Source organism: Plantactinospora mayteni, assembly GCF_016862935.1.
In the GTDB taxonomy this organism is placed as follows: Bacteria; Actinomycetota; Actinomycetes; order Mycobacteriales; family Micromonosporaceae; genus Plantactinospora; species Plantactinospora mayteni.
The window spans coordinates 202,538-217,364 of record NZ_BONX01000023.1 but is presented as its reverse complement, the minus strand read 5'-3'; the positions used below and the strand labels follow the sequence as shown (position 1 = coordinate 217,364).

General features: G+C 72.6%; 13 protein-coding genes. 7 read left to right on the top strand and 6 right to left on the bottom strand.

The annotated features are described in order from the left end of the window. The first annotated feature begins 43 nt into the window (after positions 1-43). Complete coding sequence (locus tag Pma05_RS17150) at positions 44-496, top strand: protease inhibitor I42 family protein (protein WP_203858411.1); 453 nt, start codon at positions 44-46, stop codon at positions 494-496. Between the two features lie 143 nt (positions 497-639). Here the strand turns inward: Pma05_RS17150 and Pma05_RS17145 are convergent, their stop codons facing one another. From Pma05_RS17145 to Pma05_RS17125, 5 genes are all read right to left on the bottom strand, one after another. Next, the gene (locus Pma05_RS17145) at positions 640-1,029 is read right to left on the bottom strand and encodes a hypothetical protein (RefSeq protein WP_203858410.1); all 390 of its coding nucleotides are present in this window, start codon (positions 1,027-1,029) and stop codon (positions 640-642) included. Positions 1,030-1,040: 11 nt separating this feature from the next. Continuing rightward, positions 1,041-2,594 carry a hypothetical protein gene (locus Pma05_RS17140; RefSeq protein ID WP_203858409.1) on the bottom strand — a complete coding sequence of 518 codons (1,554 nt, stop codon included), beginning with the start codon at positions 2,592-2,594 and terminating at the stop codon, positions 1,041-1,043. Then, positions 2,594-2,896, bottom strand: a complete 303-nt coding sequence (locus Pma05_RS17135; RefSeq protein WP_203858408.1) for a WXG100 family type VII secretion target — start codon at positions 2,894-2,896, stop codon at positions 2,594-2,596. Before Pma05_RS17135 ends, Pma05_RS17140 begins: the two co-directional genes overlap by 1 nt. 135 nt (positions 2,897-3,031) lie before the next feature. Next, entirely contained in the window at positions 3,032-3,550 is a 519-nt protein-coding gene (locus Pma05_RS17130; protein WP_203858407.1) for a DinB family protein, read from the bottom strand. 127 nt (positions 3,551-3,677) lie between these two features. Beyond that, the gene (locus tag Pma05_RS17125; protein WP_239312508.1) at positions 3,678-4,262 is read right to left on the bottom strand and encodes a TetR/AcrR family transcriptional regulator; all 585 of its coding nucleotides are present in this window, start codon (positions 4,260-4,262) and stop codon (positions 3,678-3,680) included. Positions 4,263-4,341: 79 nt separating this feature from the next. Here Pma05_RS17125 and Pma05_RS17120 point away from each other — a divergent pair, with 79 nt between their 5' ends. Continuing rightward, positions 4,342-6,159: an ABC transporter ATP-binding protein gene (locus Pma05_RS17120; protein WP_203858406.1), complete on the top strand. Its 1,818-nt coding sequence runs from the start codon at positions 4,342-4,344 to the stop codon at positions 6,157-6,159. On the opposite strand, the gene Pma05_RS17115 is transcribed toward Pma05_RS17120, so the two are convergent. Next, positions 6,149-7,885 carry an alkaline phosphatase D family protein gene (locus tag Pma05_RS17115; protein ID WP_203858405.1) on the bottom strand — a complete coding sequence of 579 codons (1,737 nt, stop codon included), beginning with the start codon at positions 7,883-7,885 and terminating at the stop codon, positions 6,149-6,151. The genes Pma05_RS17120 and Pma05_RS17115 overlap by 11 nt on opposite strands. Before the next feature lie 226 nt (positions 7,886-8,111). Here Pma05_RS17115 and ftsY point away from each other — a divergent pair, with 226 nt between their 5' ends. The 5 genes from ftsY (at position 8,112) to Pma05_RS17090 (ending at position 14,628) form a co-directional block, all read left to right on the top strand. Next, the gene (gene ftsY, locus Pma05_RS17110; RefSeq protein ID WP_203858404.1) at positions 8,112-9,311 is read left to right on the top strand and encodes a signal recognition particle-docking protein FtsY; all 1,200 of its coding nucleotides are present in this window, start codon (positions 8,112-8,114) and stop codon (positions 9,309-9,311) included. Positions 9,312-9,401: 90 nt separating this feature from the next. Further along, a complete protein-coding gene (locus Pma05_RS17105) occupies positions 9,402-10,190 on the top strand; it encodes a phosphotransferase (protein ID WP_203858403.1) in 789 nt (262 codons plus the stop codon). A gap of 252 nt (positions 10,191-10,442) precedes the next feature. After that, positions 10,443-11,837, top strand: coding sequence for an ammonium transporter (locus Pma05_RS17100; protein WP_203858402.1), 1,395 nt, complete (start codon positions 10,443-10,445; stop codon positions 11,835-11,837). A 25-nt stretch (positions 11,838-11,862) separates the two neighbouring features. Then, positions 11,863-12,201: a P-II family nitrogen regulator gene (locus Pma05_RS17095; RefSeq protein ID WP_196205300.1), complete on the top strand. Its 339-nt coding sequence runs from the start codon at positions 11,863-11,865 to the stop codon at positions 12,199-12,201. Positions 12,202-12,216: 15 nt separating this feature from the next. Then, positions 12,217-14,628, top strand: coding sequence for a [protein-PII] uridylyltransferase (locus Pma05_RS17090; RefSeq protein WP_203858401.1), 2,412 nt, complete (start codon positions 12,217-12,219; stop codon positions 14,626-14,628). The last annotated feature ends 199 nt before the right edge of the window (positions 14,629-14,827 follow it).

The following is a 14,827-nucleotide window of genomic DNA, read 5'->3' as shown; positions in this document are numbered from 1 at the left end:
CGGGTACCCAGGCGGTGGCGGCTGCCCGGTATCGTCGTCCGCTGTGGCCTCGCCTAAGCGTCTCGTGCTCGTCGGCGCCGCCCTCGCCCTGGTGCTGGTGGTCGGCCTGACCACGGTCGTCGGGCTGACGATCCGGCGCAACGCCCGGTACGGGACCGTCCTGGACCGGCAGGCGACTTCGGCCACAGTGGAGTCGGGAGACCGCTTCTCGGTCCGGGTCTCGGACCGGGGCGCCTCGGTCGGCGACAACTGGAGCGCCACCGCCGAGCCGGCTAACCTGGTGACGCTGGTCGAGGACGAGCTGATCTCCGACAGCCTGAGGGACCGGATTTTCGGGCCGGCGGCCGGGGGCGGCGGCGGCAACCGCTACTTCCTGTTCGACGCCCGGCGTTCCGGACAGGTCGCGATCACCCTGACGAACTGCTTCCAGGGCTGCGGGAACGAGGCGGCCAGGGCGGCGTCGGAGACGGTCACCTGGACGGTGACCGTCTCCTGAGCGCCCCGGCGATGACGGTCTGCTGAGCGCTTCGGCGGTGGCGGTCTGCTGAGCGCCTCGACGGTGACGGTTTCCTGAGCGCTTCGGCGGTGAGGGTCTGCTGAGCGCTTCGGCGGTGAGGGTCTGGTGAGCGCGCCGGCGCCTCAGTCTGCGGCGGCTGCGCCGGCTCGGCGGCGGGCCGCCACCAGCAGGGCCACGTTCTCCAGCCAGCGGGCCACCGTCTCGTCGTGATTGGGCCCACGGTCCGACACCTCGACGCTGTTCGCGGCGGCCAGCCAGGTCGCGGCGAGCGCCGCCTGCTCCGGGGTCGGCAGCGGCTCCGGCAGGGTACCGGCGAAACCGGTGCCACCCCGCCGGACCACCTCGGCGAGGAAGGTCAGCGACCGGGGCTGGGTGCCGAGCCGGTCCGCGGCCAGCGCGGCGGCGACGGTCGCGTCCCCGCCCGGCGGCCGGCCGACCCGCAGCCGGGCCACCAGCTCGGCCGGTACGTCGACGCGCCGCAGTTCGTCCTCGTCGGTCCTCGGGTAGGTCATCGCAGCACTCCTCACCCGGGCAGCCGGACGCTGGTGAACTCGGTCGGTACGCCGTTGCCGATGGAGCCGAGCCGACCGTTGACGAAGTCGTCCTCGTCGACCCAGACGGTGTAGCCCCACGGGTTGTAGACCTGGAGCCTGTCGCCCTCGTGGCCGATGATCAGCATCTGGTGCCCGCCGCTGTCGTCGTGGCTGGAGAAGGGCACGGCGTGCCCCTCGTCCACCGCCCGCTCGATCTCCGGCAGCACCGCGCGGCGCTCGTCGCTGTTGTCCACGTCCCGGTTCTCGTAGTCCGCGCCGGTGCGGGCGCCGATCTCCTGGTCGGCGACGGTCGCCGACTGGTCGTTGGTCATCCCGTCGCTGCCCAGCAGCGGTAGCTCCTGGAGCCAGGAGCGCTCGCCGTCGTACACCCGGACCTGCTCGTCGCGGAGCCGCTCGGCGAACGCGGCACCGTTGTCGTACGCCGGGTCGCCCGGGTGGCCGCCGGTGGTGAGCTGCAACGCGTAGAGCGGGTCCACCTGGGCCCGGGCGGTGACCGTGGAGGAGGCGACACAGGTCGGGTGTTGCCCCTGCGTCCACTCCGCGCCGTCGAACGTCGTGGGCTGCTGCCCGGCCGCCAGGCCGCCCGCGCCCAGCGGGTTGAGATGTTCCCGCAGCCAGGCCGGGTCGTCGCCGTACGGGCCGATCAGCCGGTTGAACTCGGTGATCCGGTCGATGTCGTGGCCGGCGGCCAGGGCGCGCATCAGGTAGGCCCGGTGCTCCGGGCTGCCCGCCGAGGCGAGCAGTTGCTCCATCCGGGCCCGGTCCGCCTCGCCCATCCCGGCGAGCCGGTCGGCCGCCCGGTCCGCCATCGCGGCGGAGAGGACGGCCGTGTCGACGCTGTCGCCGGTGCTGCCGGCGTCGGCCAGCAGCAGTTCGTCCAGTGCGGACAGCGGTGAGTCGGCCAACCGCTGCAACCGGGCCTGCGACGCGAGGTCGTGGAAGGTGCTGCTCGCCTCGCGGGACGCCTCCGCGACCGCGGTGTGCGCCCCGACCCGCTCCGCCATCCCGCTCTTGGCCAACTGGTGGGCCCGGTGCATCGTGTCGCCGTCGTAGTTGAGCGGGTCGATGAAGGGGCCGGCCGTGATCTCCTCGGTCAGCTCGTACGCCTCGCGCAGCGGAGCCAGGGCGGCGCTGTCCCGCGACTTTCCGCCCTCGAGGGCGGCGGACAGCCCGCGCAGGCCCTGCGCGACCTTGCCCAGCACCTCGACCCCGCGCTCCAGCCCGCGTTCGGCGGCGGCGAGGGCGTCTCCGGCCGCGACGTGGGTGTCTCCGGCCCAGATCGTTGGCAGCGTCGTGCGCCGCAGCCGGCCGACCGCCATCAGCGCGGCGTCGAGGCGCTGCTCCGCCCGGGTGTAGTCGCCGGCAAGGTTGTCCAGGGTGGACGGTGTACCGGTCGGTCCGGCGACCTGTAGGGCGTCCCGGAGGGAGTAGTGCAGGGCGCCGGCGTTCCAGATGCCGTTCTGCTCCCCGACGTCGCGCTGGAGCTCCTTCAGCCGGGGCAGCGGCGTGTTGTCGTCGGCCATCAGCCTGCCCCACCCATCCGGGTCTTGGCGTTCTCGTCGGACCGGTCGTAGTTGTCGGCCGCCTGCTCCATCGCCTCGGCGAGCTGGCGCAGCGCCTCGGCGAGGCAGCCCAGTTCGGTGCGCCACGCCTTGGCGACGCTCTGATAGCCGTCGTGGCTGCCGTACTGGTCGAAGGCGAAGCCCAGTACTGTCTGGCCCTCGGTGTTCCCGGTGGCCTGGACCGCCTCGCCGACCACCTCCGCCGCCTCGTCGCGGAGTTGTTTCGCCGCCGTCCGCAACGCGGCGGTGTCCACCCGCACCATCTGCCAGCCTTCCCTCGCTTCTGCCCGGCACCTTATTGGCTCAGGGCGAACTTCGGAGCCCGTGTGCCGTGGCTGTGGATAACTCCGGTCCACTCGAGCCACTCGGGCTGGTCGGACTACTCGGGTCTGGTCGGACTACTCGCCGGTCGTACCGTCGAGGCGCTCGCGGATCAGGTCGGCGTGGCCGTTGTGCCGGGCGTACTCCTCGATCATGTGCAGGTAGACCCAGCGCAGGCTGACGTCCTTGCCGCGCGGGCTGACGAAGGTGTCGTCAAGCTCGCGGCCGGCGACGGCCTGCCGGCCGAGTTCGACCTCCTCCCGGAAGATGGCGAAGTCGGCCACCGGATCGGCGTCGGCGACATCCTCCAGGTCGCGGTCCGGCTGCTCCGGGATGGCGTACAGCGACGGTACGTCGAGCCGGGCGAACTGCTGCCGGAACCAGTACCGCTCGTTGTCGGCGCAGTGCCGGACCAGGCCGAGCAGGGTCAGCCCGGAGGGTTCGACGCTGGCGGTGCGGAGCTGTTCGGCGGTCAGCCCGGCGCACTTGGTCAGCAGGGTCTGCCGGTGGAAGTCGAGCCAGCCGTCCAACATGGTGCGCTCGTCGGCGACCACTGGTGCGCGGTGCCGCTCGACATCGGGTGCGGTCCAGGTCATCGCCACATAATCGCATGATCACCCGCCCACCCCGCCCGCTGGCGCCCCCGGCGCAAGGGCGTCAAGATTCTTGGCGAATTGTGGCTCGCTGCGAACCACAATTCGCCAAGAATCTTGGGTCGCACTTTCAGCCGGGTACTGCCGCGACCACCTTGCGGAGGCTGCGTAGGCAGAGGTCCAGGGCGCGGTGCTTGGAGACGCCGTGCTCCCGGGTGTGCTGCCACGCGGCGTAGAGCGTCGACCAGAGCACCTGCTGGACCCAGATCGGGTCGAGGGCCGGGTCGAGGGTGCCCTCGGCGTGACCGCGCTCGACGAGCCGGATCAGCGCCTTGTCCGCCTCGCTGCACTCCTCCCAGGCCGTGGTGTTGACCAGTTCCGGCTGGGAGAAGACGCACATCAGGATGTCGCCGAGTTCGAAGAACTCCTGGCACATCCGCTCCAGGGCGTCCGGCGCCGGGCCCCGGTCGGGTTGGGCGCGCTCGGCGGCGGAGTCGATCCGGGCCAGTACGTCGGTGCTGAGCGCGGTCAGCAGGTCGGCGCGCTCCGGGAAGTAGCGGTGCAGGGTCGTCCGGCCCACCCCGGCCGCGTCCGCGACGTCGCCGAGGGATGCGGTGCTGTGCTGCGACAGGACCGTGATCGCGGCGTCGAGGATCGCCCGCCTGGTCCGGGCCCGGGCCCGGCTCTCGACGTCGATGGTCGACCTGTCCGCCATGACGCAGAGTTTAGACAACATACCTCCCATCTTGAATAGAGGTTGCCTCTAATGGAACAGTCATGCTCCACTAGAGGGCATGCCTGTAGCGGAAGAGACCGGTAGTGATCAACTTTCCTGGGGGAGACTGCGGATCCTCTGGTCGTTCACGCGGCCACACCTCGGCAAACTGCTCCTCGGTCTGCTGCTCGCCCTGATCGGCTCGGCGACCGGGCTGGCCTCGCCGATGGTCACCAAGTGGGTGCTCGACTCGCTCGGGGGCTCGGCGTCGCTGGCCGGGCCGGTGATCGCGCTCGGCGTACTGCTCGTGGTCGGCAGTCTGATCTGGCTGTGGCAGTGGATCCTGCTCGGCACGCTCGGCGAGCGGATCGTGCTGGACGCGCGTGCGTCGATCGTCCGGCGGCTGTTCCGGGCCACCGTGCCGGAGGTGACCCGCCGGCCGATCGGCGAACTGGTCGCCCGGGTCACCTCGGACACCCTACTGCTGCACCAGGCCGCCTCGGCGAGCCTGATCGGCCTGATCAACGGTACGGTCATGCTCGCCGGGACGTTGATCCTGATGGGCGTACTCGACCTGGTGCTGCTTGGCGCCACCGTCGGGGCGGTGATCGTGGTCGCGGTGTTGTTCGGTGCGCTCATGCCGGCGATCGCCAAGGCGCAGGAGCGGTCTCAGGAGCACCTCGGCCGGCTCGGCGGACTGCTGGAGGGCACCCTGCGGGCGATCCGGACCGTGAAGGTGAGCCGGGCCGAGGAGCGGCAGTCCGCGCGGGTACTGGCCGAGGCGGGCGAGGTGGCCCGGTTCAGCGTACGGGCGGCCCGCCGGGAGGCGACGGCCTGGACGGTCGTCTGGTCCGGCGTCCAACTGGCGATCATCCTGATCCTCGGCATCGGGGCGGCGCGGGTCAGCGCGGGCGAGTTGGAGGTCTCCAGCCTGATCGCCTTCCTGCTCTACGCGTTCGGCCTGATGGGGCCGATCACCGAGATCAGTCAGAACGTCACCGCGTTGCAGTCGGGGATCGCCGCGGCCGGTCGGATCCGTCAGATCGACGCGATCGAGCTGGAGAGCCCGGCCGCCGAGGCGGTCCGTCGGCACCCCGGCACCGCCCGGCCGGACGCCGACGGCCCGGTACTCGAACTGCGCGGCGTCTCGGCCCGGTACGGCCCGGACGCCGCCCCGGCGGTGCGCGGCATCGACCTGGCCGTCCCGCGACGCGGGCACACCGCGATCGTCGGGCCCTCCGGTGCCGGGAAGACCACCATCTTCTCGCTGGTACTGCGCTTCCTGGAGCCGCAGGAGGGTGAACTGTCGCTGGACGGCCGGCCGTACCGGGAGTACACGCACGCGGAGATCCGCCAGCGGCTCGCGTACGTCGAGCAGGAGGCGCCGGTGGTGCCGGGGAGCATCCGGGAGAACCTGCTCTTCACCTATCCGGACGCCAGCGAGGAGGAGATCCGCCGGGTACTGGCACAGGTACGGCTCACTGCCAAGATCGACTCACTGCCGGAGGGGCTGGAGACCTCGTTGACCTCGTCGTCGGTCTCCGGTGGCGAGCGGCAGCGGATCGCGCTGGCCCGGGCCATCCTGCGTACCCCTGAGGTGTTGTTGCTGGACGAGGCGACCGCGCAGATCGACGGGCTCACCGAGGTAGCCGTGCACGACGTGATCCAGGCCCGGGCCGCCGAGGCGGCGGTGGTCACCGTCGCGCACCGGCTCTCCACGGTGATCGACGCGGACACCATCGTGGTGATGGAGGAGGGCCGGATCCGGGCCCGGGGCAGCCACGCGGAGCTGTTGGCGAGCGACCAGCTCTATCGGGAACTCGTCGAGGCGCTGCGGATCGCCGCCGACGCGGACCAGACTCCCCGGCCGGCGGTGGCGGCGACGGTCAGCGGGTGAGGGTACGCCGGGCGACCGTGTGCAGGGTGCCGTCCGGCGTGGTGCCCTCGATGGTCACCTCGGCGGTGCGGCCCTGGTGCTGGAGCGTGCTGACCGCGTTGCCGAAGTATGGTCCGTCGAGCTTGCGCCAGCGCACCGGTGGCCGCTTGATCCCGGCCGTCCGGGCCAGCGCCCGGGCCGCCACGGACGGGCCGCGCCACCAGCCGAGCCGGAGCAGCGGGCGCATCGGCCCGGGGATCTGGTTGTGGATCGGCGAGCAGGTCAACTGGTGTACCGGAGTGCTGGTCGGCCCGCCGGGGAACCGGGCCCGGGCGACGTAGGAGTGGTGCACGTCGCCGGAGAGCACGCTGATCGACGCCGGTGTCGGGTACGCCGGCCCGGCCCCGACCCGGTCGCCCGGCTGCCCGGCCGGCCCGCTGCCGAGCCGGGCGAAGACCTGGGCGAGCGCGTCGAACGACCGGCGGAACGCGGCCCAGTGCTCCAGGTCGAGCGCCCGGCGCAGCCGTTCGGCGAACGCCGCCACCCGGGGGCGCTCCGAGTCGGCCAGCTTCTCGTTCCAGGACTCCAGGTGGTGGATGCCGGGGGGCAGCAGCCAGGGCAGCGACGAGCCGACCACCAGGTGGTCGTACTCGCCGTGCACCTGGTCGGTGAACCAGGACCACTCGGTCGGCGGCAGCATCGCCCGGTGCGCCCGGTCGAGTACCCGGCTGCACCGGTTGTCCAGCACGACCAGCCGGGTACGGCCGACGTCGAGGGAGTAGCTCCACTGGTAGCGGCCGGGCGAGGCGGCCTGGGCCGGTGACTCGCCCCGGCCCAGCGCGGCGTCGTAGCCGGTCGCCTCGGCGTCGACCCGCGCGCCGAACTCGCGCAGTACCGAGGTGGCGTCCTCGGCGGCGACCACCTTGGCGTACACCGGGTCGGCGGCGATCTCGTCCGGTTCGAGGTTGCCCAGGTGCTGGTAGACCCAGTACGACGCGAGCCCGCTGGAGATCCGCTCCGGCCACCAGGGCTGGCGGTGCGTCTCGGCCCGCCACGGCCTCGACGTGTTCCAGTCGTCGATGATCTCGTGGTCGTCGAAGATCATTACGCTCGGCACGGTGGAGAGCAGCCAGCGGATCTCCGGATCCCGCCACGACTCCAGATAGAGCTTGGTGTACTCGTCGAAGCTCACCACCTGGTCGGCCGGGGCGCCGGCACTCCGGTCGCGCCGCCGGTGCAGCAGCTTGCGTACCGTCGGAGAGGTCTGGTCGGCGTAGACCTGGTCGCCGAGCAGCACGATCAGGTCCGGCCACCCGTCGGCGCCGCCGCCGCTCCCGGCCGAGGCCATCAACCGCCGGGAGTACGCGTCGAGCGCGTCCGGCGGCAGCTTCCGCGCGGTGGCGTGCTGGGTGGTCTCCCGGCAGGAGCCGAAGATCAGCCGTGCCCCGTGGTCGCCGGCCGGGCGGGTCCGGATCACGCTCGGCGGGAAGGTCGCCCCGGGCTCCGGCCAGACCTGCTCGCCGTCCAGCAAGACCTGGTAGGGCGTGGCCCGGCCCGGCGCCAGCCCGTCCACCACGACCATCGCGTAGTGGTGCCCGAAGGCGCTGAAGGTGGCCGCCTCGCCGGCCGCGCCGTCCGGCGTGTCGACCCGGACCAGGGCCGGCCCGTCGGTCTCCACCCAGACGGTGGCCCTGGAGCCGACGACCCGGCGCAGGACCGGGCCGATCAGTAGCCGGGCGCTGGACATGGCGCGACCTCCGAGCGGACGAGGGGTGGCGAACCGAATCCTCCAACCCCGCCGATCGCGGGCGCCACCGGGGAGCTTCGCGGCGAGCCTACTCGGCTGTAACACCCCGGCACAGGTGCGGAACACCCGGCACGGGTGCGGGACATCCCGGATACAGGTGCGGGACATCCCGGCTACAGGTGCGGCGGCTGCGCCAAGCCGTCCGGCGTCTGACAGGATCGCCCATATGGACAACCTCGTCGTCATGCTGATCGTGGCCGGCGTGCTGGTACTCCTCGCGGTGGGCCTGACGATCGGTCTGGTGGTGAGCCGCCGGGGTGGCCGGGCCGCCCCGCCGTTGCCGCCGATCCCGCCCGCGCCGCCGGTACCGCCGGTGCCGCCGACCCCCACGGCGGTACCGCCGACGGACGTGCTGACCCCGCCCGCCGAGGCGCCGCCGGCACCGGCCGAGGTCGAGACGCCGGTGGTGGTCGAGCGGCCGGAGCCGACCGCCGGGCGGCTGGTCCGGCTGCGGGCCCGGCTCTCCCGGTCGCAGAACGTCTTCGGCAAGGGCCTGCTCAGCCTGCTCTCCCGGGACCATCTCGACGAGGAGGTCTGGGAGGAGATCGAGGACAGCCTGATCGGCGCCGACGTCGGGGTCGAGGCGACCCGGGAGATCGTCGACCGGCTGCGGGAGCGGACCGCCGTACTCGGCACCCGGAGCGCGACCGAGCTGCGGGCGCTGCTCGCCGACGAACTGGTGGGGGTACTCGACCCGACGCTGGACCGGTCGCTGCGGGCGACCCGGGACGGCGGCACCCCGGCGGTACTGCTGGTGGTCGGGGTGAACGGTGCCGGCAAGACGACCACCTGCGGCAAGGTGGCCCGGGTGCTGATCGCGGACGGCCGTACGGTGCTGCTCGGCGCCGCCGACACGTTCCGGGCCGCCGCCGCCGAGCAGCTCACCACCTGGGCCGGCCGGGTCGGCGCCGAGGTGGTCCGGGGCCCGGAGGGGGCGGACCCGGCCAGTGTCGCCTTCGACGCGGTGCAGCGCGGCATCGAGGCGTCCGTCGACACGGTGCTGGTCGACACCGCCGGCCGGTTGCAGAACAAGGTCGGCCTGATGGACGAGCTGGGCAAGATCAAGCGGGTGGTCTCCCGGCACGGTGCGGTGGACGAAACCCTGCTGGTGCTGGACGCCACCACCGGGCAGAACGGCCTGGAGCAGGCCCGGGTCTTCACCGAGGTGGTCGACGTCACCGGCGTGGTGCTGACCAAGCTCGACGGCACCGCCAAGGGCGGCATCGTGATCGCGGTGCAGCGCAAGCTCGGCATCCCGGTCAAGCTGGTGGGGCTGGGCGAGGGTCCGGACGATCTCGCGCCCTTCGATCCGGCGCAGTTCGTCGACGCGCTCCTCGGCACCGAGCCGCTTGGCGTCGACGCGTAATCTCGGGGGACTGTTTCGTAACACCCCGCCCCGTCCCGGGCGCGGGCCTGGTGCCGCTGTTCCAGCGCCGCTCCTTCAGGAGAGACGTACGTGACTTCGCAGGAGATCCCGCTACACGGCGGGAACGTCAGCACCGTCGTGCGGGTGGGCGACACGGTACGGCGCAACGCCGGCCCGTGGACCCCCTCGGTGCACGCCCTGCTCCGGCACCTGGAATACGTCGGCTTCACCGGCTCGCCCCGGGCCCTCGGGATGGACTCGCGCAACCGCGAGGTGCTGTCGTATCTGGAGGGGGAGTGCGGGGAATACCCGCTCGCCCCGCACTGGGTCACCGACGAGGCGCTGGCCACCGTCGCCACCATGCTGCGGATGTTCCACGACGCGCAATATGGTTTCCAGCCGCCGCCGAACGCGGTCTGGCGGTCGTTCGGGCCACCGCCGCCGGACACCGAGGTGATCTGTCACCACGACGCCGCCCCGCACAACGTGATCTGGCGGCCGGACGGCACCCTGGCCCTGATCGACTTCGACCTCGCCTCGCCGGGTGCCCGGATCTACGACGTGGCGTACGCGGCCTGGACCTGGGTGCCGCTCTTCTCCGACCGGGACTCCTACACCCTCGGCTGGCAACGGCCGAACCGGCCGCGCCGACTGCGGCTCTTCGCCGACGCGTACGGGCTGATCCCCCGGGACCGGCATCGGCTGGTCCGGACCATCCGGAAGCGGATCGTGGACCACGTCGAGGGGATCCGCCGGATGGCGGCGGCCGGTGACCCGGCGTTCGTCCGGATCGTGCACAAGGGTCACCTCCGGCGCCCAATGCGCGATCTGCGGCTGCTCGACTACGAACGGCACACCCTGGAGTACGCGCTCCGGTAACCGCCTTACATGCTCCGGTAGCCGCGTGTCGCTTTCCGTGCATCTGCGGTGGGCTATTCGGCTGATATGCCCCTGTCCGTTCCAGCGATAGTGCGGGCTTCTTCACACGTTGGAAACAACCCGTGACGCCACGGAAACCAAGTGGGCACCACGGGTGAAACCTCCAGCCAGGAAGCTTCCGCGCAACCGGCGTACGGGCGATGCTGCCTCGGTGGGCCGGGAAGGAGGGTAACCAAACTTTAGGAGGCCAGCGTGCCTGAAGCACCGACGATCGACTCCGGCAACACCGTATGGCTGCTGGTGTCGACGGCGCTCGTGTTGCTCATGACGCCCGGTCTGGCGCTGTTCTACGGCGGCCTGAACCGGTCCAAGGGCGTGCTCAACATGATGATGATGAGCTTCTCCGCCATCGGGCTCATCTCTGTTCTGTGGTGGTTCTACGGTTTCAGCATCGCGTTCGGCTCGGACGTGAACGGCTTCTGGGGTGACATCTCCCAGTACCTCGGCACCAAGACCTTCCTGGCCGAGACGGACCTGTGGGGCGCGACGGCCGAGAACCCCAGCGGCATCGGCATCCCGCTCTACGTCTTCATGGCGTTCCAGATGGTCTTCGCGGTGATCACCGTCGCGCTGATCAGCGGCGCCATCTCCGACCGGGCCAAGTTCGCCGGCTGGCTGCTCTTCGCCTTCGGCTGGGCGACCCTGGTCTACTTCCCGGTGGCGCACTGGGTCTGGGGCGGCGGCTTCATCGGCGCCGACATCCACGCGCTCGACTTCGCGGGTGGCACGGCGGTGCACATCAACGCCGGTGCCGCCGCGCTCGGTGTCGCGCTGGTACTCGGCAAGCGGCTCGGCTGGCCCAAGGAGGTCATGAAGCCGCACAACATCCCGCTGGTGGCGCTCGGCGCCGGCCTGCTCTGGTTCGGCTGGTTCGGCTTCAACGCCGGTTCGGAGCTGACCGTCGACTCGGTCGCCGGGCTCGCCTTCATCAACACCCAACTCGCCACCGCCGCTGCCGTACTCGGCTGGATCATCATCGAGTGGATCAAGGGCGGCAAACCGACCCTGGTCGGCGCCTCCTCCGGTGCCATCGCCGGCCTGGTCGCCATCACCCCGGCCTGTGGTTTCATCGCCCCGTGGGCGGCGGTGATCCTCGGCCTGGTCGCCGGCGCGGTCTGCGCGCTCGCGGTCAGCCTGAAGTACAAGCTCGGCTACGACGACTCGCTCGACGTGGTCGGCGTGCACTTCGTCGGCGGCTGGATCGGCTCGCTCTGGCTCGGCCTCTTCGCCACCAACAGCGTCAACGGCGCGATCAGCGACGTGGTCGGTGCCTCCGACGGCCTCTTCTACGGCGGCGGCGTGACCCAGCTCGGTCGGCAGGCCCTGGCCGGCCTGGTCGTCACGATCTGGTCCTTCGGCATCGCCTGGCTGCTGGCCTTCGCCATCGAGAAGACCATCGGCTTCCGGGTCTCCCAGGAGGCCGAGGTCGACAGCATCGACATCGCGGAGCACGCGGAGAGCGGGTACGACCTCTCCACGGCCTCCGGCAGCGGCGGCGCGTTCGCCATGGCCGGAATCGGTACGCCGAACAGCAGCACGCCGGCGGAGGAGCCCGCCGCCCCGGTCAGCGAAAAGGTCGCCGGCTAACGTTTCTGCGATGGAGGGGTTGGATATGAAGCTGGTGACTGCGGTCATCAAGCCGTACCAGCTGGACGCGGTCAAGGAGGCGCTGCACGCCCTGGGCGTGGCCGGCCTGACCGTCAGCGAGGTCCAGGGGTACGGACGGCAGAAGGGCCACACCGAGGTATACCGGGGTGCCGAGTACACGGTCGAGTTCCTGCCGAAGATCAGGGTCGAGGTACTCACCGACGAGATCGACGTCGACAAGGTGGTCGACGCGGTGGTCACGGCTGCCCGTACCGGCAAGATCGGTGACGGGAAGGTCTGGGTGACCGGCGTCGAGGACGTCATCCGGGTCCGTACCGGCGAGCGCGGCCTCGACGCGCTCTAGGGGGAGATCGCCACGATGACCAGGGGACCCGTGCCGCTGACCGCCGGTCAGGTCGACCCGAGGCCCCTGGTCATCCCCGGCATCGGCGCCGCCGCCCGCGAGCAGCGAGCGGCGGCGCTCGACGCGTGGCTGACCGGGCTGCTCACGGCCGGGCTGCGGGAGACCGCCGGCAAGCGGGGCGCCGCCGACCCGACCTCGGCCGACGGAGTCGCCCTGGTTGCGGTCGGCGGGCTCGGCCGGCGACAGTGCGCCCCCTGCGGCGACCTGGACCTGGTCCTGCTGCACGCCGGGGTGCCCGGGATGGACGAGCTGGCCGCCGCGCTCTGGTATCCGATCTGGGACGCCCGGCTCGGGCTGGACCACTCGGTACGGACCATCCCCGAGGCGCTCTCCGTCGCACACGACGACGTCAAGGTCGCGCTCGGCCTGCTGGACGCCCGGCACGTCGCCGGGGACCGGGAACTCTCGGCCCGGCTGGTCGGTGCCGCCGCCGACCAGTGGCGGCGGACGGCCGTACGCGCGCTGCCGGCGCTGCGCGAGATCACCGCGACCCGCTGGCAGGCGCACGGCGAGCTGGCGTTCCTGCTGGAAGGCGACCTGAAGGAGGCGGCCGGCGGCCTGCGGGACGTGGCGCTGCTTCGGGCCATCGCCTTCGCCGGGATCAGCGACACGCTCCGCCCGGCCGTCCGGGCCGCGCACCTGCGGATGCTGGACACCCGGGACGCCCTGCACACCTCGGTCGGCCGCCGGGTCGACCGGCTGCTCGCCCAGGAGCGGGCCACCGTCGCCGGCCTGCTCGGGCTGCGTCAACTCCGGCGCGGCACGGTCGACCCCGCCCCCCGACAGCTTCCACCCGACGACCCCGCCCCCCGACAACTCCCGCCGGACGGGGCCGGGCCGGCCAACGGGGTCGCCGAGCTGGGCGACGCACTGCTGCGCCAGGTCGCCGGGGACGCCCGGACGATCAGCCACGCCCTGGACGACGCCTGGCGGGCCGCCGACCGGCTCCGCTCGGGGCGGCGCCGGGGCGCCGACGGCCGGCCGCTGCGCCGTCCCGTCGCCCGGGACGTGGTCGAGCAGGACGGCGAACTGGTGCTCGCCCGGACCGCCATCGGGGCCCGCCCCGACCCGAGCCTGTCGCTGCGGGTCGCCGCCGCCGCGGCCAGCGCCCGGCTGCCGATCGCCCGGGCCACCTGCGAGTGGCTGGCCGCGTACTGTCCGCCGCTGCCGACGCCCTGGCCACCGGCCGCCCGGGCCGCGCTGATCACCCTGCTCGGCGCCGGTACGGGGCTGGTCGGCACCTGGGAGACCTGTGACCGGTACGGCCTGGTCGACGGCTGGCTGCCGGAGTGGCCCCGGATGCGCAGCCTGCCGCAGCACAACCCGGTACACCGCTACACCCTCGACCGGCACCTGGTGCAGGCCGCTGCCGAGGCGACCGGGTACGCCCGCGAGGTGGACCGGCCCGACCTGCTGCTGCTGGCCGCCTTCCTGCACGACGTCGGCAAGGGGTTGGGTGGGGATCACAGCCTGGTCGGGGCGCCGATCGCGGCCCGGATCGCGGCCCGGATCGGGTTGCGCCCGGTCGAGGTGGCGCTGATCGAGAAACTGGTCCGACTGCACCTGCTGCTGCCCGAGGTGGCGACCCGGCGGGACCTCGCCGACCCGGTCACCATCGCCGGGGTGGCCGAGGCGGTGCGGGACACCAGCACGCTGAGCCTGCTGCACGGGCTGGCCCGGGCCGACGCCAAGGCGACCGGGCCGGCCGCCTGGTCGGACTGGAAGGCCCGGCTGATCGCCGAACTGGTCCGCCGGGTGCACACCCGGCTCGACACCGGCCAGCTCCCCGAGCCGCCGACCCCGGATCCGGCGCTGGTGGCGGGGCCGCTGCCGGCCGTACACCTGGAGGGGGACCGGGTGGCGGTGGCCGCGGCGGACCGGCGGGGGCTGCTCGCCGCGGTCGCCGGATGCCTGGCCCTGCACCGGCTGGAGGTGCTGGCCGCCGACGCCAGCATGGTCGAGGAGACCGCCCTGGTCGAGTTCCTGGTGCAGCCCCGCTACGGCACCCCGCCGGATCCGGTCGCGCTCGCCGCCGACCTGCGCCGGGCGGTCACCGGCGACGTCTCGGTGACCCAGCGGCTGCGCGGCCGTGCGCTGGCGGCCCGGGGCGGCGGCTCGCCACCCCGGGTGGTCTGGCACCGGGCCGCCGCCACCGACGCCGTCGTGCTGGAGTTGCGGGCCGCCGACGCGGGCGGGTTGCTCTACCGGGTGACCAGCGCGCTGGACGAGGCCGGCGCCCAGGTGCGGGCAGCCCGGATCTCCACCCTCGGCGGCGACGTGGTCGACGCCTTCTACCTGGTCGGAAGCTGGCCCGACGAGGCCGAGCGGGACCGGGTCGAGGCCGCCGTGCTGGCCGCCGCCGGCTGAACTGGCGGGCCGGCCGGGCCGAGTCGTCGCGGGCTCTGACCGCCGCCGGCTGAACCGCCGCACCCGCCGGGCTGAATCGTCGCACGGGCGCGGGCCGCCGCCGGCTGAACCGGCGTCGCCAGGGTCCGGCCGACTACGTCAGCGGGCGTAGATCGGAGGTCGCTCGCGGGGCGACGCCGCCGGGCCCGGCGGGCGGGAT